Source organism: Microbacterium sp. NPDC096154 (assembly GCF_040302945.1).
In the GTDB taxonomy this organism is placed as follows: domain Bacteria; phylum Actinomycetota; class Actinomycetes; order Actinomycetales; family Microbacteriaceae; genus Microbacterium.
The window spans coordinates 20,652-38,424 of sequence record NZ_JBEOSM010000015.1; the positions used below are offsets into that span (position 1 = coordinate 20,652).

Annotated in this window: 16 protein-coding genes and 1 pseudogene; 10 read left to right on the forward strand and 7 right to left on the reverse strand. The window is 64.2% G+C overall.

The window, feature by feature from the left end; all coding sequences use genetic code 11:
* Nucleotides 1-71 precede the first annotated feature (71 nt).
* Together ABTW64_RS14825 and ABTW64_RS14830 are read left to right on the forward strand one after the other, a co-directional pair.
* Entirely contained in the window at nt 72-638 is a 567-nt protein-coding gene (locus tag ABTW64_RS14825; protein ID WP_350623662.1) for a GNAT family N-acetyltransferase, read from the forward strand.
* Nucleotides 635-1,816 (forward strand): CaiB/BaiF CoA transferase family protein, encoded by a 1,182-nt coding sequence (locus tag ABTW64_RS14830; RefSeq protein WP_350623664.1) that lies wholly within the window; start codon nt 635-637, stop codon nt 1,814-1,816. The genes ABTW64_RS14825 and ABTW64_RS14830 overlap by 4 nt, the downstream gene beginning before the upstream one ends.
* A gap of 14 nt (nt 1,817-1,830) precedes the next feature.
* Here the strand turns inward: ABTW64_RS14830 and ABTW64_RS14835 are convergent, their stop codons facing one another.
* The gene (locus ABTW64_RS14835; RefSeq protein ID WP_350623666.1) at nt 1,831-2,979 is read right to left on the reverse strand and encodes a PucR family transcriptional regulator ligand-binding domain-containing protein; all 1,149 of its coding nucleotides are present in this window, start codon (nt 2,977-2,979) and stop codon (nt 1,831-1,833) included.
* 100 nt (nt 2,980-3,079) lie between these two features.
* On the opposite strand from ABTW64_RS14835, the gene ABTW64_RS14840 reads away from it, so the two are divergent.
* Together ABTW64_RS14840 and ABTW64_RS14845 are read left to right on the forward strand one after the other, a co-directional pair.
* Nucleotides 3,080-4,435 (forward strand): aminotransferase class III-fold pyridoxal phosphate-dependent enzyme, encoded by a 1,356-nt coding sequence (locus ABTW64_RS14840; protein WP_350623668.1) that lies wholly within the window; start codon nt 3,080-3,082, stop codon nt 4,433-4,435.
* On the forward strand, nt 4,432-5,592 hold the full coding sequence (locus tag ABTW64_RS14845; RefSeq protein ID WP_350623671.1) for an acyl-CoA dehydrogenase family protein: 1,161 nt from the start codon (nt 4,432-4,434) through the stop codon (nt 5,590-5,592). The genes ABTW64_RS14840 and ABTW64_RS14845 overlap by 4 nt, the downstream gene beginning before the upstream one ends.
* Nucleotides 5,593-5,660: 68 nt before the next feature.
* On the opposite strand, the gene ABTW64_RS14850 is transcribed toward ABTW64_RS14845, so the two are convergent.
* Entirely contained in the window at nt 5,661-6,437 is a 777-nt protein-coding gene (locus ABTW64_RS14850; RefSeq protein WP_350623673.1) for a carbon-nitrogen hydrolase family protein, read from the reverse strand.
* Between the two features lie 3 nt (nt 6,438-6,440).
* A complete protein-coding gene (locus ABTW64_RS14855; protein WP_502892344.1) occupies nt 6,441-8,075 on the reverse strand; it encodes a flavin monoamine oxidase family protein in 1,635 nt (544 codons plus the stop codon).
* Between the two features lie 239 nt (nt 8,076-8,314).
* Between ABTW64_RS14855 and ABTW64_RS14860 the strand changes: the two genes are divergently transcribed.
* Nucleotides 8,315-9,403 carry a diacylglycerol/lipid kinase family protein gene (locus tag ABTW64_RS14860; protein WP_350623677.1) on the forward strand — a complete coding sequence of 363 codons (1,089 nt, stop codon included), beginning with the start codon at nt 8,315-8,317 and terminating at the stop codon, nt 9,401-9,403.
* Here ABTW64_RS14860 and cls read toward each other — a convergent pair.
* A complete protein-coding gene (gene cls, locus ABTW64_RS14865; protein ID WP_350623692.1) occupies nt 9,384-10,838 on the reverse strand; it encodes a cardiolipin synthase in 1,455 nt (484 codons plus the stop codon). The genes ABTW64_RS14860 and cls overlap by 20 nt on opposite strands.
* A gap of 90 nt (nt 10,839-10,928) precedes the next feature.
* Nucleotides 10,929-11,138 (reverse strand): hypothetical protein, encoded by a 210-nt coding sequence (locus ABTW64_RS14870; RefSeq protein ID WP_350623679.1) that lies wholly within the window; start codon nt 11,136-11,138, stop codon nt 10,929-10,931.
* A gap of 121 nt (nt 11,139-11,259) precedes the next feature.
* On the opposite strand from ABTW64_RS14870, the gene ABTW64_RS14875 reads away from it, so the two are divergent.
* The gene (locus ABTW64_RS14875; protein WP_350623681.1) at nt 11,260-12,354 is read left to right on the forward strand and encodes a DUF4192 family protein; all 1,095 of its coding nucleotides are present in this window, start codon (nt 11,260-11,262) and stop codon (nt 12,352-12,354) included.
* Between the two features lie 17 nt (nt 12,355-12,371).
* Here the strand turns inward: ABTW64_RS14875 and lysS are convergent.
* A pseudogene (gene lysS, locus ABTW64_RS14880) lies at nt 12,372-13,727 on the reverse strand (lysine--tRNA ligase); the annotation flags it as partial.
* Between the two features lie 299 nt (nt 13,728-14,026).
* Here lysS and ABTW64_RS14885 point away from each other — a divergent pair.
* Entirely contained in the window at nt 14,027-14,476 is a 450-nt protein-coding gene (locus ABTW64_RS14885; RefSeq protein ID WP_350623683.1) for a hypothetical protein, read from the forward strand.
* Between the two features lie 224 nt (nt 14,477-14,700).
* Here the strand turns inward: ABTW64_RS14885 and ABTW64_RS14890 are convergent, their stop codons facing one another.
* Nucleotides 14,701-15,225 (reverse strand): hypothetical protein, encoded by a 525-nt coding sequence (locus tag ABTW64_RS14890; protein ID WP_350623685.1) that lies wholly within the window; start codon nt 15,223-15,225, stop codon nt 14,701-14,703.
* A 231-nt stretch (nt 15,226-15,456) separates the two neighbouring features.
* On the opposite strand from ABTW64_RS14890, the gene ABTW64_RS14895 reads away from it, so the two are divergent.
* The 3 genes from ABTW64_RS14895 to tmk all read left to right on the forward strand — a co-directional run.
* Nucleotides 15,457-15,642 (forward strand): sigma factor G inhibitor Gin, encoded by a 186-nt coding sequence (locus tag ABTW64_RS14895; protein ID WP_210090913.1) that lies wholly within the window; start codon nt 15,457-15,459, stop codon nt 15,640-15,642.
* 146 nt (nt 15,643-15,788) lie between these two features.
* Nucleotides 15,789-17,426 (forward strand): aminotransferase class I/II-fold pyridoxal phosphate-dependent enzyme, encoded by a 1,638-nt coding sequence (locus ABTW64_RS14900; protein ID WP_350623688.1) that lies wholly within the window; start codon nt 15,789-15,791, stop codon nt 17,424-17,426.
* 20 nt (nt 17,427-17,446) lie between these two features.
* Nucleotides 17,447-17,773, forward strand: a 327-nt coding sequence (gene tmk / locus ABTW64_RS14905) for a dTMP kinase (RefSeq protein ID WP_350623690.1), incomplete at its 3' end; no start/stop codon positions are given.

Sequence of the window (17,773 nt, forward strand, 5' to 3'; positions counted from 1 at the left end):
CCGGCACTCAGGCCGAGCGCCCGGAACCGGTCCGGCGTCATGCAGACGAGACGCCCCATACGCTGATGGGCATGGATCCCCTCGACGCCGCCACGTGGCCCGTGCGCACGGAGCGGCTGACCATCCGCCGCGCCCGCCCCGAAGACGCCGAGACGACCTGGCGATGGCGGCGCCTGCCCGAGGTGGGCGAGTGGATCACGCGCGCGCCCACCGACTTCGACGTCTACCGCGCGCAGTTCGTCGATCCGGAGCGCCTGGCGATGCAGCTCGTGATCGAGCGCGACGGCGAGCCGATCGGCGACCTCATGGTCAAAGCCGAGGACGGTTGGACGCAGGCCGAGGTGGCCGAGCAGGGCAGGGGCGTGCAGGCCGAGCTCGGCTGGACGCTCGACCCGGCGCATCACGGCCGCGGCTACGCGACCGAGGCGATCCGCGCCGTGATCGACGTGTGCTTCACCCAGCTCGGCCTGCGCCGCGTCCACGCCGGCTGCTTCGCGGCGAACGAGCCGTCGTGGCGCGTCATGGAGCGCCTCGGCATGCGGCGCGAGGAGTTCAGCCGCAAGACAGGACTGCATCGATCGGGAGAGTGGATGGACGGGATGAACTACGCGCTGCTGGCCGAGGAGTGGAACGGATGACGGGGCCGGCCCACGACGCATCGCCCTCGGCGGCCGCGCCGCTGGAGGGCATCCTGGTCGCCGACTTCTCGCGCGTGCTCGCGGGGCCGCTCGCGACGATGACCCTGGCCGACCTCGGCGCACGCGTCGTGAAGGTCGAGCGGCCGGAGGCGGGCGACGACACCCGCGCGTGGGGTCCGCCGTGGAGCCCGCACGCAGCGACCTACTTCGAGGGAGTCAACCGCAACAAGGAGTCGGTGGCGCTCGACCTCAAGGACGCGGCAGACCGCGAGCGCGCGCGGCGCCTGGCGATCCGCGCCGACGTGGTGATCGAGAACTTCCTCCCCGGCACGCTCGAGCGCGTGGGCCTCGGCTACGACGACGTGGCGCGGCAGAACCCCGGTGTCGTCTACGTGTCGATCACGGGCTTCGGGTCGGCGGGCGGTGCCAGGCTCCCCGGGTACGACTTCGTGGTGCAGGCCCTCGGCGGGCTCATGCACATCACGGGCGAGGCCGACGGCGATCCCATGAAGGTCGGTGTCGCGCTGGTCGACGTGCTGACCGGCAAGGACGCCGTGATCGGCGTGCTCGCCGCCCTGCGCCGGCGCGCGCAGACCGGCGCGGGGTCGCGCATCGAGGTGTCGCTGCTGTCGAGCCTGCAGGGCGCGCTGGCCAACCAGGCCGCCGCCCATCTGGGAGCGGGCGCGTCCCCCACCCGCATGGGGAACATGCATCCGTCGATCGCCCCGTACGAGCTGCTGCGCTGCGCCGACGGCCCGCTCGCGATCGCGTGCGGCAACGACGGCCAGTTCGCCAAGCTCGCCGCAGCTGTCGGGGTGCCCGAGCTCGCACAGGATGAGCGCTTCCGCACCAACACCCAGCGCGTGGCGAACCGCCCCGCCCTGCGCGAGGCGCTCGAGGCGGCACTGGCTGCCGCGCCCGCAGCCGAATGGCAGGAGCGCCTGAACGGCGTCGGGGTGCCGGCCGGGCAGGCGGGCGACATCGCCGAGGGCCTGGCGTTCGCCGAGCGGATCGGGCTGGAGCCCACGATCGAGGTGATGGGCGCCGACGGCGCCTCGCACGGCCGGCAGGTGCGCCATCCGGTGCTCTGGCAGCCGCCGTTCGAGCCACCGCGCCGCGCGGCGCCGGCGCTCGACGAGCACGGAGACGACGTGCGCGCCTGGCTCGACGCCGACTGACCTGCCCGGGCTGGCTACCCCGCGTCGCGCAGCGCGAGCCAGAGTCGCGACGACACGTCGGCGTCGTCGATCGAGCGGCCCAGCAGCGACTCGGCGGCGGCGATGCGCTGGCGCACGGTGTTGCGGTGCACGCCCAGCGCACGGGCGGTGCGCTCCCAGCGGCACCCGCCGCGCAGGTGCTCGCGCACGGTGGGCAGCAGCGGGGTCGCCGCGAGCGACGACACCCACGCCGCGACCTCGTCGTCGGCGGGCGCCGGCCGGCGCGCCATCGCGCGCCGCGCGACGAGGCGTGCGGCCTCGACGTGCCCTGCCGCGAGCAGCTCGGTGACGAGCTCGTCGAGCGGCGCGGCCGGTGCCGGCACCGGCCGCGCGTGCAGCGTCGCGAGGGCTGCCTGGGCGGTCACGGCGAGCAGCCGGTCGGCCGCCGTCAGCGGACGCCCTGCGCCGAGCGCCAGCGCTCCCGGATGAGCGTCGGCCGACGACACCGGGTAGGCCACCACGTCGTGCCGGTTCACCTCGAAGGTCGCCGCGGCCAGCGCCGTGCCCGAGAACAGGCGCCGGGTCTCGCGGCGCACCTCGGGCAGCAGGCCCGTGTGGGTCGCGGGCCAGGCGATCGGCAGGCGCGCGTCGTCGTAGGGCAGGTAGGCCGCCCAGCCCCCCAGCGACTGCGCGAGCGTGCGCACGATCTGGGCTGTCGCATCCTGCCCGCTGCCGTCGCCCGATCCGATCGCTCTCACGATGCGGGCCTGTGCGCTGAGCGACTGCACCATGGCGGCCCGGTCTCCGCCCGCGACCAGCGCCCAGTACGCACGGGTCAGACGCTGGAACGGCGCCTCGGACGGCACCGCGAACAGCGGCACGCGGTGGGCCCGGCACGCCTCTCCCAGCGCGGCGGGGACCTCGTCGAAGCCCTCGCCGAGGCCGAGTGCGAGGCCGCTCACACCGCGGGCGGCCAGCCGCGCGACGTACGCGGCCGGTTGCTCTCCGCGCACCGCGAACGGCACGCCGGTCGTCAGCACGAGCTCGCCGCCGTCGAGGTAGGGCGTCGGATCGATCAGCTCCGAGACGTGCACGCCGGTCACCACGGGCGACGGCGTCGGCAAGGGCGCCGTCGCCCGCAGGGCGTCGCCCACCTCCGACACCAGCTGTGCGAGCGACACCATGCGTCCATTGTGAGGCAGGATGTGCGTTCCGCACGCCCACGAGGTATCACAGGATGAACCATCCACCACGACGTCGGACGCCGCCGCTAGCGTGTGCCGCATGACCACTTCGTCCCCCGAGGCCGCCCGCCTCTCCGCGCCGGAGTCCGGCGCGCCTCATATCCGCACCGAGATCCCCGGTCCGCGCTCCCGCGAGCTGCACGCCCAGCGCACGGCCGCGATCAGCGACGGCTTCGGCGTCACGCTGCCCGTGTTCATCGAGAAGGCGCACGGCGCTGTGCTCGAGGACGTCGACGGCAACCGCTTCATCGACTTCGCGAGCGGCATCGCGGTGACGAGCGTCGGCGCGAGCCACCCGAAGGTCGTCGAGCGCGTGGCTGCCCAGGCGGCGAAGTTCACCCACACCTGCTTCATGGTCACCGAGTACGAGTCGTTCGTGCGGGTCGGCGAGTGGCTCAACGCCCATGTGCCGGGCGACTGGGAGAAGCGCACGGCGCTGTTCTCGACCGGCGCGGAGGCCGTCGAGAACGCGGTCAAGATCGCCCGCCGGTTCACGGGCCGCGGCCGCGTGCTGGTGTTCGACGAGGCCTACCACGGCCGCTCGCTGCTGACGATGTCGATGACCGCCAAGGAGCACCCCTACAAGGCCGGCTTCGGCCCGTTCCCCACGAGCGACGTCGTGCGCGTGACCAACGGCAACGCGCTGCGCAGCGGTCTCGACACCGCCGGCGCGCTGGCCGAGGTCGAGCGCGTGCTCGCCGAGGAGGGCCCCGAGACGTTCGCGGCCATGGTGATCGAGCCCATCCAGGGCGAGGGCGGCTTCAACGTGCCCCAGCAGGGCTTCCTCTCGGGCCTCGCCGACCTCGCGCGCCGCCACGGCATCGTGTTCGTGATGGACGAGATCCAGGCCGGCCTCGGGCGCACCGGCACGCTGTTCGCGAGCGAGCACGAGGGGGTGGCGGGCGACATCACGCTCACGGCCAAGGCGCTCGGCGGCGGCCTGCCGATCTCGGCCGTCACCGGCCGGGCCGACATCATGAACGCCGTGCACGCCGGCGGCATCGGCGGCACCTACGCCGGCAACCCGATCGCGTGCGAGGCCGCTCTGGCCGTGTTCGAGGTGCTGGAGGACCCGGCGACGCTCGAGAACGTCGCCCGCATCGAGCAGGTCGTGTTCGAGCGCCTGAAGCCGCTGGTCGACGAGCTGCCGCAGGTGCTCGACGTGCGCGGCCGCGGCGCGATGCTCGCCATCGAGTTCGCCGACCCCGACCTCACGCCCCGCCCCGACCTGACGACGGCGATCTCCAAGGCATGCCACCAGGCCGGCGTGCTGACGCTCACCACCGGCACGCACGGCAACGTCATCCGCCTGCTGCCGCCGCTGATCGCCGAGCCCGAGCTCGTCGCGGCCGGCGTCGACATCCTCGTCGCGAAGATCAAGGAGACCCTCGCATGACCGGCCCCGCCGACCTGCTCGACATCGACGACCTGCTCACGGAGCAGGAGCTCGCCACGCGCGACACGGTGCGCGCGTTCGTGGACGAGCACATCCGCCCGAACATCGCCGAGTGGTACGACAAGGCGCACTTCCCCACCGAGATCATCCCCGAGCTGGGCCGGATGGGCGCGCTCGGCATGATCTACTCCGGCTACGGCTGCCCCGGCCGCGGCGCGGTGGAGTACGGCCTCACGGCACTCGAGCTCGAGGCCGGCGACTCGGGCCTGCGCACGTTCGTGTCGGTGCAGGGCTCGCTCGCCATGTCGGCGATCTACAAGTTCGGCTCCGAGGAGCAGAAGAACGAATACCTGCCGCGCATGGCGGCGGGCGAGCTGGTGGGCTGCTTCGGGCTCACCGAGCCGAACGCCGGGTCCGACCCGGGCAGCATGACCACGTTCGCACGCCGTGACGGCGACGACTGGGTGCTCAACGGCTCCAAGCGCTGGATCGGCCTCGCCTCGATCGCCGGCATCGCCGTGATCTGGGCGCAGACCGACGAGGGCGTGCGCGGCTTCGTCGTGCCGACCGACACCCCCGGCTTCACGGCCACGCCGATCGAGCCGAAGATGTCGATGCGCGCGTCGATCCAGTGCGACATCCGGATGGCCGACGTTCGGCTGCCCGCCTCGGCGCAGCTGCCCGAGGCGCGAGGCCTGAAGGCGCCGTTCTCGTGCCTGAACGAGGCGCGCTACGGCATCGCGTGGGGCGTGCTCGGCGCCGCGCGCGACAGCTACCTGACGGCGCTGACGTACGCCCAGGAGCGGATGCAGTTCAACCGCCCGATCGCGTCGTTCCAGCTCACGCAGGCCAAGCTGGCCGACATGGCCGTGAAGATCACGCAGGGCCAGCTGGTCGCGCTGCGCCTGGGCCGGCTGAAGGAGGCCGGCAGGATCCAGCCGCACCACATCTCGGTGGGCAAGCTCGCCAACACCCGCGACGCGATCGGCATCGCGCGCGAGGCGCGCACGATCCTGGGCGGCAACGGCGTCTCGGCCGAGTACTCGCCGCTGCGTCACGCCAACAACCTCGAGTCGGTGCGCACGTACGAGGGCACCGACGAGGTGCACACCCTCGTGCTGGGCCGCCACATCACGGGCCTGGAGGCGTTCCGCTGATCGACATGCGCTCGACGGGCTGACGGGGTGGGGAGGATGATCCTCCCCACCCCGTCTTCGCGATCTCCTCAGTCGTACAGGTCGCCCCGCCGGTCGCGCAGGTACGGCGCCCGCTGTCCTGCGGCGTCCGCGACGATCAGCTGTTCCCCCTCTGCCGGTGCGAGCCCGAGGACGGCCCCGTCCGGGCCGCAGATCGTGCTGAGGCCGGCGTACGCCTGGTCGCCCTCGGTGCCGCAGTAGTTCGCGTAGGCGACCGTCACGCCGTTCTCGTACGCGCGTGCGCGCACCACGACCTCCGACACGATCTCGTACGGCACCATGTTGGCCGTGGGGACCAGCACGGCCTCGGCGCCGGCGAGCGCGAGGGCGCGCACCGCCTCGGGGAACTCCACGTCGTAGCAGATCAGGATGCCCACGCGGCGGCCGCGCAGCTCGAACGTGGCGGGCCGCTCGACCGCAGGGACGAACCGCTCGCTGTCGAGGCCGCCGAACAGGTGGGCCTTGCGGTGCCCGCCCACAGCCCAGCCGTCGTCGATCAGCTGCGCCGCGTTGGCGATGCCGCCGCCCTCCAAAGCCTCCGGGTACCCGTACACGACCGCGACGCCGTGGCGTCGCGTCAGCGCCGCCACGGCGTGGAAGATCGGCCCGTCGGCGGGCTCCGCCAGCTCGCGAGTGCGTGCGGCGCCGATGTCGTAGCCGGTGACGAACATCTCGGGCGTGACGAGCACATCCGCGCCCTCTCCCGCCGCTCGCGCACAGGCCGCGTCGAGACGGGCGAGGTTGCCCGCCACGTCGCCCGGGCGCGACGGGCACTGCCACGCGGCGATGCGGAGCGGGCGTGACACGGCCTACTCCGGGAGCGCCACGGGCGCGAGCTCGGCGAACCGGTCGCCCGGCCCAGGGTTGTCGGCGTGCGACGTGCCGCCGAAGTGCCGCATGACGCCCCACACGGCGTTCAGCGCCGTCTGCACGGCCCCCTCGGCCCACGCGGGGGTGAACGACACGTCGTCGCCCGCGATGAAGATGCCACGCTCGGCCGCGGGCGCGTCATCCTGCATGAAGTGCGTGTACATGCGGTGGTTGTACCGATAGTGCCCCGGCAGGGCCCCCTTGAAGGCGCCGAGGAAGTACGGGTCGTCCTCCCACGTGACGGTCACGGGGTCGCCCACGATGTGGCTGCGGATGTCGACGTCGGGATAGATCTTGGCCAGCGCGTTCAGCGCCAGGTCGACGCGACGCCCGACGTCGTGCGGCAGCATCTTCAGCGAGTCGGACATCCACGAGTACGACAGGCAGATCACGGCGGGCCGGTCAGGACCGTTGTCGAACAGGTACGTGCCGCGCGTGAGGCGGTCGGTGAGCGTCATGCTCATGGTGTCGCGCCCCGTGCGCGGGTCGACGTCCTTCCAGAACGGGCGGTCCACCATCACGAACGTCTTGGTCGACTGCATGTAGCGCGTGCGGTCCAGGGCCATCCACATGTCCTGCGAGAACAGGCTCTCGTCGCAGTCGATCTCGGTGGTCAGCAGCCAGCTCTGGCAGGTGGCCAGCACGGCGTCGTGCGTCCGCGTCGTGCCCCAGCGGTCACGCACCAGGAACGACGTGCCGTCGTCGGCGCGGCAGATCGCCGACGCCGCGGGCAGCGTCGCGCCGCCGTGCAGCGAGGCGAGCGTCGTGCCCTCGGGCCACGGGCTCCCCGGCCGCACGGGCAGGTCCCACAGGCCACGCGGCAGCTGCTCGACGCCGCCCTCGATGAGCCGCTGGTCGGTGTCGCACTCGAGCACCGCGACGCGCAGGATCTCGAGCATCGAGTTCGGGAAGTCGCTGTCCCAGCCGCCCGTGCCGAAGCCCACCTGCCCGAAGGCCTCGCGGTGTCGGAACGACAGCTTCCGGAACGCCTCCGAGCTCGCGATGAAGTCGTAGAACGTGCGGTCGTCCCACGTCTCGACCAGCTGGTTCCACAGGCGCTTGAGCTCGCCCGCGTCGCGGGCGCGGATGGCATCCTGCAGCTGCGTGAACCCGATCTCCTCGAGTGCGGCGTCCCAGGCGTCCGACACGCTGCGGAAGAACTCGGGCAGGTCGTCGAGCGTGCGTCCGTAGTGCGTCTCGCCCCACAGGTCGATCACGGTGCTGCCCGCGGCCTCGGTCAGGGGGTTCGGGAACGGGCGGTGGCTCAGACCCAGCTTGTCGGCGTAGTGGAAGAACGCCCGCCCCGAGCGCGGGAAGCGCATGCCGCCGAGCTCGGCGATCGCCCCGTCGCCGCCCTCGAAGCGGTGCGTGCGCAGGCGCCCGCCGATGCGCGTGGGCTCGTAGATCACGGGCTTGAGGCCCAGGCTCATCAGCTCGTATGCCGACACCATGCCCGCCAGCCCCGCGCCGATGATCGCGACCTCGCGGCCGTGGGCCTGCTCAGGCAGACAGCCGAGGCCCGCCTCGTGGGCGATCCAGTCGTCGAACGGGAACGGGAAGTCGGGGCCGAACATCGTGATGCCGGCGGGCTCGCCCGGTCCGGTCAGGAAGCCCTCGTCCTCGGGGGCGTCGGTGGTCGGTTCACTGCGGTGACTCACCGCCTCATCGTATCGGCGGGCCTCCGACACCCTGTGCGTCGGCGGTCCGGCCCGCTGTCGTTGCACCCGCGCGGCGCCACGTCGCGCGGATCGCACACGCGCGCGTCGATCGCAAGGCCTGCCCGGCCTCGGGGTCGCCGCCCTAGAGTGGCTGCATGACCGACGAGAAGCCCCCCGCACGCCGCCGCGCCGCGCTCGTCTTCAACCCGATCAAGGTCGACGGGCCCACGCTGTGCGCGCTCGTGGAGCGGCACTCGGCCGAGGCAGGGTGGGAGCCGCCGCTGCTGCTCGAGACCTCCGTCGAGGATCCCGGCCAGAAGACCACGCGCGAGGCCCTCGACGAGGGTGTGGACGCCGTGCTGGTGGCGGGCGGCGACGGCACGGTGCGGTCCGTGTCGGAGGCGATGCGCGGATCCGGCGTGCCCCTGACCATCGTGCCGAGCGGCACGGGAAACCTGCTCGCCCGCAACCTGCGCCTGCCGCTCGACGGGCAGGACGAGGTGGTCGCCGGGGCCTTCGACGGCGACACGGTCGACGTCGACATCTGCGTGGCGGCGCTGCGCCGCCCGGACGGGCACATCGAGGAGCACGCCTTCGTCGTGATGGCCGGCATGGGCCTCGACGCCGCGATGATCGCGAACACGCGACCCGAGCTGAAGAAATCGGTGGGCTGGGTGGCGTACATCGACGGCGCCGCTCGGTCGCTCGCCGGCGCCGAGCCCTTCCGCGTCATGTACGAGATCGTCAAGAAGCGCACCGGCAGGGGAAACACGCAGGCCATCCCGACGTCGGCGCGCCTGCACTCGGCCAAGGTGCAGAGCATCCTGTTCGCGAACTGCGGCGAGCTGCCCGGGGGCATCTCGCTCATCCCCGACGGCTCCATCACCGACGGCGAGCTCGACGTGGCGCTCATGCAGCCCACGGGCCCGCTGGGCTGGCTGGGCGTGTGGCGCAAGGTGTGGTGGGACAACTCGGTGCTGCGGCGCACGCGGGCGGGACGCGCCGTGCTCGAGCGCCGCGGCCGCAGCACGTCGGTGCGCTACCTGCGCGGGATCGCCGCCGAGGCGGCGACCCCGATCCCACAGCCCGTCGAACTCGACGGAGACGAGTTCGGGGTGGCCACGCGGGTCTCGTGCCGCATCGAGGCCGGCAACCTCAAGGTGGGCGTGCCGAAGGGACACGACGTGCCGGCGAAGCAGCCCAAGGCGGAGGAGCGACGGGCGGCTACTGCAAGGCGCTCGTGAGCCGCGCGAGATTGTCGAGCACGGTCGATCGCAAGGGCTGCTTCATCCACTCGTCGAGCGTGAGCTCCCGGCTCAGCTCGCGGTACTCGGCCTCGAGCTCGCGCATCTGCTGCACGAACTCCTCGCCGCGCACCAGCAGCGAGACCTCGAGGTTGAGGCCGAACGAGCGCATGTCCATGTTGCTCGACCCGATGACGGCGACCTCGTCGTCGATCGTGAGCCCCTTCGTGTGCAGGATGTACGGCTTCGGGTAGAGCCAGATGCGCACGCCGGCGCGCAGCAGCGCCTCGTAGTAGCTGCGCTGGGCGTGGAAGACCAGTGCCTGGTCCCCCGCCTCCGACACGAACAGCTCGACGTGCACGCCGCGCTTGGTGGCGGCCGTGATGGCCAGCAGCAGCGCCTCGTCCGGCACGAAGTACGGGCTCACCATCACGATGCGCCGCTGAGCCGCGTACAGCAGGCCGAGGAACAGGCGCAGGTTGTTCTCGACCTCGAAGCCGGGACCCGACGGCACGACCTGGCAGTCGAGATCTCCCGATCCGGGCCCCATCTCCTGCAGGTCGATGCCCTCCGGCACCTCGTCGGCCTCGCTGAACCAGTCGGACAGGAAGACCGCGTTCACGCTCGACACGATCGGCCCGTCGAGCCGCACCATGACGTCGACCCACTGCAGCCCGCGGCGGACGTTCGACCGCAGGTTGTAGCTGGCGTCCGTGATGTTCTGCGAGCCCAGGAACGCGAGGTCGCCGTCCACGACCAGGATCTTGCGGTGGTTGCGCAGATCGGGGCGCTGCCACTTGCCCTTGAGCGGCTGGATCGGCAGCGCGAAGCGCCACTCGGCCCCCATCGCGTCGAGGCGCTTCAGGGTGCGGCGGTGATACGGCTTCGACAGGTTGGCCCAGTGGTCGAGCAGCACGCGCACCGGGATGCCGCGGGAGCGCACCTCCTCGAGCGCGCGGAAGAAGTCGTCGGTCGTGTCGTCCGACTTCAGGATGTAGAACTCGACGTGCACATAGTGCTTCGCCTCGCGGATCGCCGCGGCCATCTCGGCGAGGCTCTCGTCGTAGTGCCGGATGAGCCGGGCCCCGTTGTCGCCCGTGAGCGGCATCGCGCCGAGCTCGCGGTTCATGCGCACGAGCGACGTGAACCACGGCGGCTCGTTGGGCCTCAGGCTGCCGCGTTCCAGATACTGCCGCGCCTCGTGGATGTACTGGTTGGTCTGCTCCTGACGGCGGCGGCGGTCGCGCGGCAGCCGGGGGTTGCCGATGAGCAGGAACAGCGCAAGGCCCGGGATGGGCAGGAAGAAGATCGCCAGGAGCCAGGCCATGGCGGCCGTGGGACGACGGTTGCGCGGCACGACGATCACCGCGACGACGCGGATGATCACATCGATGACGGTCCACGAGACGATCCACCACGACGAGTCGAGGATCATCCCCACGCCCGCACCGCCTCTCCCTGCAACGGCACCAGCGTAGCGGCAGCCGACGACACGGCCGTTCGCGACATCACGCGGCGCGGGGCGTCAGTCGGCCGCGTTGTCGGCGGCCGCGCTCGGGGCCACGTCGCGGGGCGGCAGACCGCGCTTGGCGCGCTCCTCGGCCTCGATCCGCGCGTACGCCCGGCGCTCGGTGCGATCGAAGCGCAGGATGCTGCGCAGCACGTACCAGAAGATGATGCAGATCGCGACGGTCGGCAGGAGCGACCACACCACTGCCAGCCAGTACTCGTCCACCCGTCCATGCTACGCGGCTCACCTGTGAGCGAGGCGCGGATGGCTCGTCCTCAGGCCCCATCGAGCCGCTCGTCCGTCCTTCGCGGGGTCGGCGGGCCGCTCCCGCGACGACGCTCGGTGCATGACCACCGTGATCCAGGCCTCCGAGCCCGCCCGCTTCCTCTCCTTGCTGCCTCATCTCGCCGGCTTTACGCCACGCGAGAGCCTCGTGCTCGTGCCGTTCGCCGAGAGGCGCACCATCGGCGCGTTGCGCATCGATCTGCCCGAGCCGGGTGCCGACCTCGCCGAGTACTCCGCGACCGCGGTCGGCCTGATCTGCAAGGTGCGTGAGGCCGACCGGGTGGCGATCGTCGTCTACACCGACGCCGCGTACCGCGACGGCGCCGGCCGCCCGGCCGGGGCCGACCTCGTGCACGAGGTGCTGCGCCGCGCACACGAGTGCGGTCTCCCGCCCGTGTACACGCTGTGCGTCGCGGCCGATGCCTGGGGCGACCCCCTCGAGCCGGGAGGGCCGGATCTGCCGCTTGACGACATCCAGCCCGCCGACGTCGAGCTCGACGACGGCCCGGCCGACGACGTCAGCGGCGATCAGGACTCCGGATGCGCCCTGCCGCCCTCCGACCTGGCCACCCGCGAGAGGGTGGCGAACGAGCTGCGCGCGTTCTCGCTGACCCTCGGCGACCCGACCCTGCCCGCCCTGATCGAGAGCGCCATCCTCGACGACCCGACCGAGCTGTCGCCGCGCTCCCTCGCCCAGCTGATCCAGCTGCTCGACCGCCCCGCGCTGCGCGACGTCGCCCTGCACCAGTGGTGCGGCGGCTACGACGAGGGCGTGGCGACGCAGGCGTGGCAGATCGAATGGACGCGTGACCGCTCGCTCGTGCCCACAGGACCCGTGCGGCTGGCCGGGGAAGGTGCGGGCGTCGATCCGCGACGGCTCGAGCGAGCGCTCGAGCTCGCACGGCGGCTGGCCGCATGCGCCCCGCGCGCGAACCGCGCCGGTCCGCTGGTCGCGGCGGCCTGGCTGTCGTGGGCGCTCGGCCGGTCGACCCACGCCGCGCACTATGTGGGCCTGGTGCGGGAGCTCGATCCCAACCACGGCCTGGCGGGCATCGTCGCGGCGATGATCAGCGCGGGCCACCTGCCCGAGTGGGTGTTCGACCGCTCCGCCCGCACGGCACGCTCCCGTGCGAAGCGGTCGGCCGGTCGGCGATGACCTCCCGGGCCGGAGGCCTACTTCACCAGCGGGAACAGGATGGTCTCCCGGATGCCGAGGCCCGTGATGGCCATCAGCAGGCGGTCGATGCCCATGCCCATGCCGCCCGTCGGCGGCATGCCGTGCTCGAGAGCGCGCAGGAACTCCTCGTCGATGCGCATGGCCTCGTCGTCGCCACGCGCAGCGAGTTTGGCCTGCTCGACGAACCGCTCGCGCTGGATCACGGGGTCGACGAGCTCGGAGTAGCCCGTGGCGAGCTCGAAGCCGCGCACGTACAGATCCCACTTCTCCACCACGCCCGGGATGGACCGGTGCTCGCGCACCAGCGGGCTGGTGTCCACGGGGAAGTCCATCACGAACGTCGGACGTGTCAGGTGCTGCTTGACGAAGTGCTCCCACAGCTCCTCGACCAGCTTGCCGTGCGTGGCGTGCTGGGGAATCTCGACGCCGTTGGCCTCGGCGAGCTGCAGCAGCTCGTCCATGCCGGTCTCAGGCGTGATCTCGACGCCCGCCGCCTCCGAGAGCGACGGATACATCGAGACGCGATCCCACTGGCCACCCAGGTCGAATTCGGTGCCGTCGGCCCACGTCACCGTGGTCGAGCCGGCGACCGCGACGGCGGCATTCTGGATGAGCTCCTGCGTGAGGTCGGCGATGCCGTTGTAGTCGGTGTACGCCTGATAGGCCTCGAGCATCGCGAACTCGGGGCTGTGCGTGGAGTCGGCGCCCTCGTTGCGGAAGTTGCGGTTGATCTCGAAGACGCGGTCGATGCCGCCGACCACCGCGCGCTTGAGGTAGAGCTCGGGCGCGATGCGCATGTAGAGCTCGGTGTCGAACGCGTTCGAGTGCGTGATGAACGGACGCGCGGTCGCACCGCCCGGCTGCACCTGCAGCATCGGCGTCTCGACCTCGACGAAGTCGTGGTCGGCGAACGTGGCGCGCAGGCTCGCGTTGACCGTCGCGCGGGCGCGCACCGTGGTGCGGGCGGTGTCGCGCACGATCAGGTCGAGGAAGCGGCTGCGCACGCGGCTCTCCTCGCTCAGCTCGGTGTACATGTTGGGCAGCGGCAGGATGGCCTTCGCGGCGATCTCCCACGCGGACACCATGATCGACAGCTCGCCGCGGCGGCTCGAGATGATCTCGCCCGACACGGCGACGTGGTCGCCGAGGTCGACGAGCTCCTTCCAGCGCTGCAGCGACTCGTCGCCGACGTTCGCGAGCGAGACCATGGCCTGGACGCGCGATCCGTCGCCGGCCTGCAGCGTGGCGAAGCAGAGCTTGCCGGTGTTGCGGCTGAACACGACGCGCCCCGCGACCGCGGCGGTCTCGCCGGTCTCGGCGCCCGCCTCGAGGTCGCCGTACCGTGCGCGCAGACAATTGTATGATTACACGCCATATGTTGCAGGCTTCCCAGAGTTTTCATTTTCCCTTACAAAAGTTATCTCTAGTGATAGCAAGCTTTTTGAATAGTTGATTACACAGCTTTCTGAAAGTGAATGAAAATAGATAGTATCTTTCAAAATGAATGTAACTTTTTTGTCATTATTATCGGGGTGGTTCTCGTTATAATAAGGTGTAGGTTACTTAGATAGGAAATTTGGCCTATAATTTTGTTTAGGGAAGGGGAATCAATGTGAGACAAACGAAGTACATGTCATGTATGGTTTTATGTATGATCATGTTCATGCTTCTTGTCATTGCAGGCTGTGGTTCTTCTGAGCCTTCTTGGGATGAGTATGTAGGAGCTGTTGTTGAGAAGACATTTCCTGTCCCTGCAGAGGCAACCCATTCCGAATCTATGCTGACTAATTCTGAGATGCGTTATATTCAATATACTTTTAGTGGTTTTCATGAGAAGGATAAGATTCCAGAGCAATACCAAGAGACTATTTTGGACTGGGGTTGGGTAGAGAAGGAAAGTGCTGAAGCAGGCAATACGGTTGTATATGAAAAGGGCAATCAAATCGTTCAAGTAACTGTACAGGAGAATGGTTTTACCATCTTAGTGCCGAAGCAGGACCGCAACCTAGTCATTCAAGGGATTGAAAGCAGTGAGTTTAGCAAGAATCGCAGTGATGATAACGATAATGGGCAACCAGAGGACATTGATAGCAACCCATAATATCAAAAGTTATTAGTTTGAAACCATAATTTAAAAATATGACTTTAAACTAAAGTGTCAGGTAATGTCATTGTTATATAGTCTAGCATTAGACTTTAAAATGATAAACGGTCTTATTCCGCTAAACTAGGGAATAGACCGTTTTATTAATTTATTATTTTAAATGTTTATGAAAATGGTGTAAATAAGCGATATAAAATTTGTTTTTGTTAAGTTAAATGTCATTATGGCTTGTAGTAGGACAAGTCTCTTTCATTTAATTTCAGAACACCATCCTTAGGTTGTCTCTTTAACCCTGTAATCGTAAACTGCTTAGGCACCATAAGCCATAAATGCCAGAATAGCAATGAGAACATAAATTCAAAGGGAGACCAAGGGATAATCGCTGCGATAATGATACAGCCGATCCAAGCCGTATGAAGATGAACTTTACGAAAGCTAGAGTATGGAATATATTGATCTGGCATATAGCCGATCCAAGGTAAACGATAGGAAAATTTCCATCGCTTATGGTAAGAATGATTGATAACTATAAGGATAGATCTTGCAATAACATATTGAATCCAAGCTGTAATGAGCATAGCAATAATAAAATAGAAAATACTTGTCCAGCTAATCACAATCATTTCGGCAGCAAGCCAAATTATCGGTAGCATAACATAACTTAATAAAAACGATTTAGGAAATATTATTTTTTTAAGTAGTCGATAATGATAAAATGTTGCATTTGAATTGGATTGATCGGTCATCAATCACACAATCCCCCTTAAGCTAACGTTATATTATTGCATATTAGTTAAAATTGAATGGCTTGTAATTAATATATCGGAAATAGTGGAGAAATAATTGAGATTTTAAGCTGTACAGACACCCATAACATTAGTGATACATATTATATAGTAATTCAGTTACTATGAAAGGGTTTAAATTCATAGAAACTGTGTCATACTAATAGTAAAACGAGTAGGGTGGGATCGTGAATGAATGAGCTTGCCAAATGCACATGTATTATATGTGGACAGCAAAAGGAAGATGGCATTCATATCGTTTCGGAGTTTATATGTGATGCTTGCGAGAGTGAGATGGTACGTACTGACGTACAAGAGGAGAAATATCATTTTTTTATACACCGCATGAAACAGATTTGGATGAAAGAGAATGTATGATGATATTTAGAGGGCCGATTCTTTGTATATGGAGAAGAGGTCCTTTTGTCTTGCCTTATTTTTTGTTTATATTGGCAGGGGAACTTAACAAAGGTAAACTAGAGGGAGTACTCCCATCATTGATGATATATTGAAAGGATTTATACATGGTAGACAAAAAGTTGATAGATACATGCAATCAGCATACAAATAGTACACAAGCACCGTTAGTTTCCGCCCTATTACGTTATAAAGGGAAAAAAGATATATCCTTCCATGTACCGGGTCATAAAAATGGAGAGGCTTATTCATATTTTGCTGAGGCAAATGAAATATTTGGTCCCATCCTTGAGATTGATGTTACTGAAATTGAAGGCACAGATAATTTGCATCAACCGGAAGGTGCAATATTAGAGGCTCAGAAATATGCGGCACGTTTTTTTGGTGCAGATCAGACCTTTTTTCTAGTAGGTGGGAGCACAGCAGGGAATCAGGCTTTAATATTAAGTGTTTGTACCAACCCTGGGGATATTATTCTAGTGCAAAGAAATGTACATAAGTCGGTGATACACGGATTGATGCTTGCTCATGCCAAAGCTGTTTTTTTAACGCCTGAAATTGATCAAGAAAGTGGCTTAGCAACTATTCCTTCTATTACTACGATCCAACGGGCATTAAAGCGTTATCCAAATGCGAAGGGTATATTGCTAACACAACCTAACTATTACGGTATGGTTTCTTCTACCTTAGCTAATATCGTGGAACTCTGTCATAGTTATCATATTCCTGTATTTGTGGATGAAGCACATGGTGCCCATTTTGGATTACATGTTGATTTTCCGAATAGTGCATTACATGCTGGTGTCGATGGGGTTGTTCAGTCCACGCATAAAATGTTATCCGCAATGACGATGGGCTCAATGCTACATATTCAAGGAGAGTATATAGAGCGCACGTTGTTGGCGCAACGCTTAACGATGATTCAAAGTTCTAGCCCTTCCTATCCTATTATGGCTTCATTAGACAGTACTAGGTTTATGTTAGAGGTGCATGGGGGATCTATTTTTGCAGAGCCGTTAATAGCTGCTCAGATGCTTCGTGACGGTATTGGGCAGTTAAAGCGATATCGTATACTAAATCCAGACCTAACGACAACAGAACCACAGAGGGCAGTGGAACAAAAAGCAGATGAACGACAGGACGATGGATGTACAGTAGATGAACTGAAGGAAGATGGACGTCAAGCAGATGCACAGCAGGCAGGAGCACAGAACGTCAATAGTGCATATGATAAACAAGATCCTTTGAAAATTGTAATTTGTGATGCATTAGGCATATGGAGCGGCTACGAATTACAAAACAGGTTATGTGAGATGGGCTGTATACCTGAGATGTGTGATGAGCGTTATGTCGTGTTTGCTTTAGGGCAAGGAACTACAACAAGGGATGTCGATAGGCTGTTAGCAGCTTTAGAACAACTTAGTATGGAAGAAACAGAAAACAAAGCAAATGATTTTTTCACGTGGAACAATTGGTTAGTGGAAGAAGAGGGATTTGAGCCTGTACAGTTTAGCTTATCTGTTATATCAGATGAAAATACGGAAATGATTCCGCTTGAGCAAGGGGTTGGTCGAAGATCAGCAGAAATGATCATACCTTATCCACCTGGAATACCATTATTATATCCACAAGAATTGATTACAGAACACATACTAAAGCGTATAATGCAATTAAGAGAACTAAATGCAACCAGCTTAGGTGCTTGTGATCCTAGTTTGAAAATGATAAAGGTTTGTAAGCTTTGATGAAGGGGAGCCGTTTATTCATGGCAGGAAAAGGACTATTTATTACGCTTGAAGGTGGAGAAGGCGTCGGCAAAACAACAATGTTAAAAAAGCTCGCCCAAACACTGGAGCAAAAAAATATAAGCTATATTATTACTCGTGAGCCTGGTGGCATTATGATTGCAGAAAAAATACGTGAAGTAATTTTAGACTCCGCTCACACGATGATGGATGCGAGAACAGAAGCTTTATTGTATGCGGCTGCTCGTAGACAACATCTAGTTGAGAAGGTAGCACCAGCTCTACACGAAGGTAAAGTTGTATTGTGTGACCGTTTCATTGATAGTAGCTTGGCTTATCAGGGGTAT

Bases quoted from the DNA above. Each gene is read 5' to 3' on its own strand.
- ABTW64_RS14825 (WP_350623662.1), top strand. From the start codon at position 72: ATGGATCCCCTCGACGCCGCCACGTGGCCCGTGCGCACGGAGCGGCTG.
- ABTW64_RS14830 (WP_350623664.1), top strand. From the start codon at position 635: ATGACGGGGCCGGCCCACGACGCATCGCCCTCGGCGGCCGCGCCGCTG.
- ABTW64_RS14835 (WP_350623666.1), bottom strand. From the start codon at position 2,979: ATGGTGTCGCTCGCACAGCTGGTGTCGGAGGTGGGCGACGCCCTGCGG.
- ABTW64_RS14840 (WP_350623668.1), top strand. From the start codon at position 3,080: ATGACCACTTCGTCCCCCGAGGCCGCCCGCCTCTCCGCGCCGGAGTCC.
- ABTW64_RS14845 (WP_350623671.1), top strand. From the start codon at position 4,432: ATGACCGGCCCCGCCGACCTGCTCGACATCGACGACCTGCTCACGGAG.
- ABTW64_RS14855 (WP_502892344.1), bottom strand. From the start codon at position 8,075: ATGTTCGGCCCCGACTTCCCGTTCCCGTTCGACGACTGGATCGCCCAC.
- ABTW64_RS14860 (WP_350623677.1), top strand. From the start codon at position 8,315: ATGACCGACGAGAAGCCCCCCGCACGCCGCCGCGCCGCGCTCGTCTTC.
- cls (WP_350623692.1), bottom strand. From the start codon at position 10,838: ATGATCCTCGACTCGTCGTGGTGGATCGTCTCGTGGACCGTCATCGAT.
- ABTW64_RS14875 (WP_350623681.1), top strand. From the start codon at position 11,260: ATGACCACCGTGATCCAGGCCTCCGAGCCCGCCCGCTTCCTCTCCTTG.
- ABTW64_RS14885 (WP_350623683.1), top strand. From the start codon at position 14,027: ATGATCATGTTCATGCTTCTTGTCATTGCAGGCTGTGGTTCTTCTGAG.
- ABTW64_RS14890 (WP_350623685.1), bottom strand. From the start codon at position 15,225: ATGACCGATCAATCCAATTCAAATGCAACATTTTATCATTATCGACTA.
- ABTW64_RS14895 (WP_210090913.1), top strand. From the start codon at position 15,457: ATGAATGAGCTTGCCAAATGCACATGTATTATATGTGGACAGCAAAAG.
- ABTW64_RS14900 (WP_350623688.1), top strand. From the start codon at position 15,789: ATGGTAGACAAAAAGTTGATAGATACATGCAATCAGCATACAAATAGT.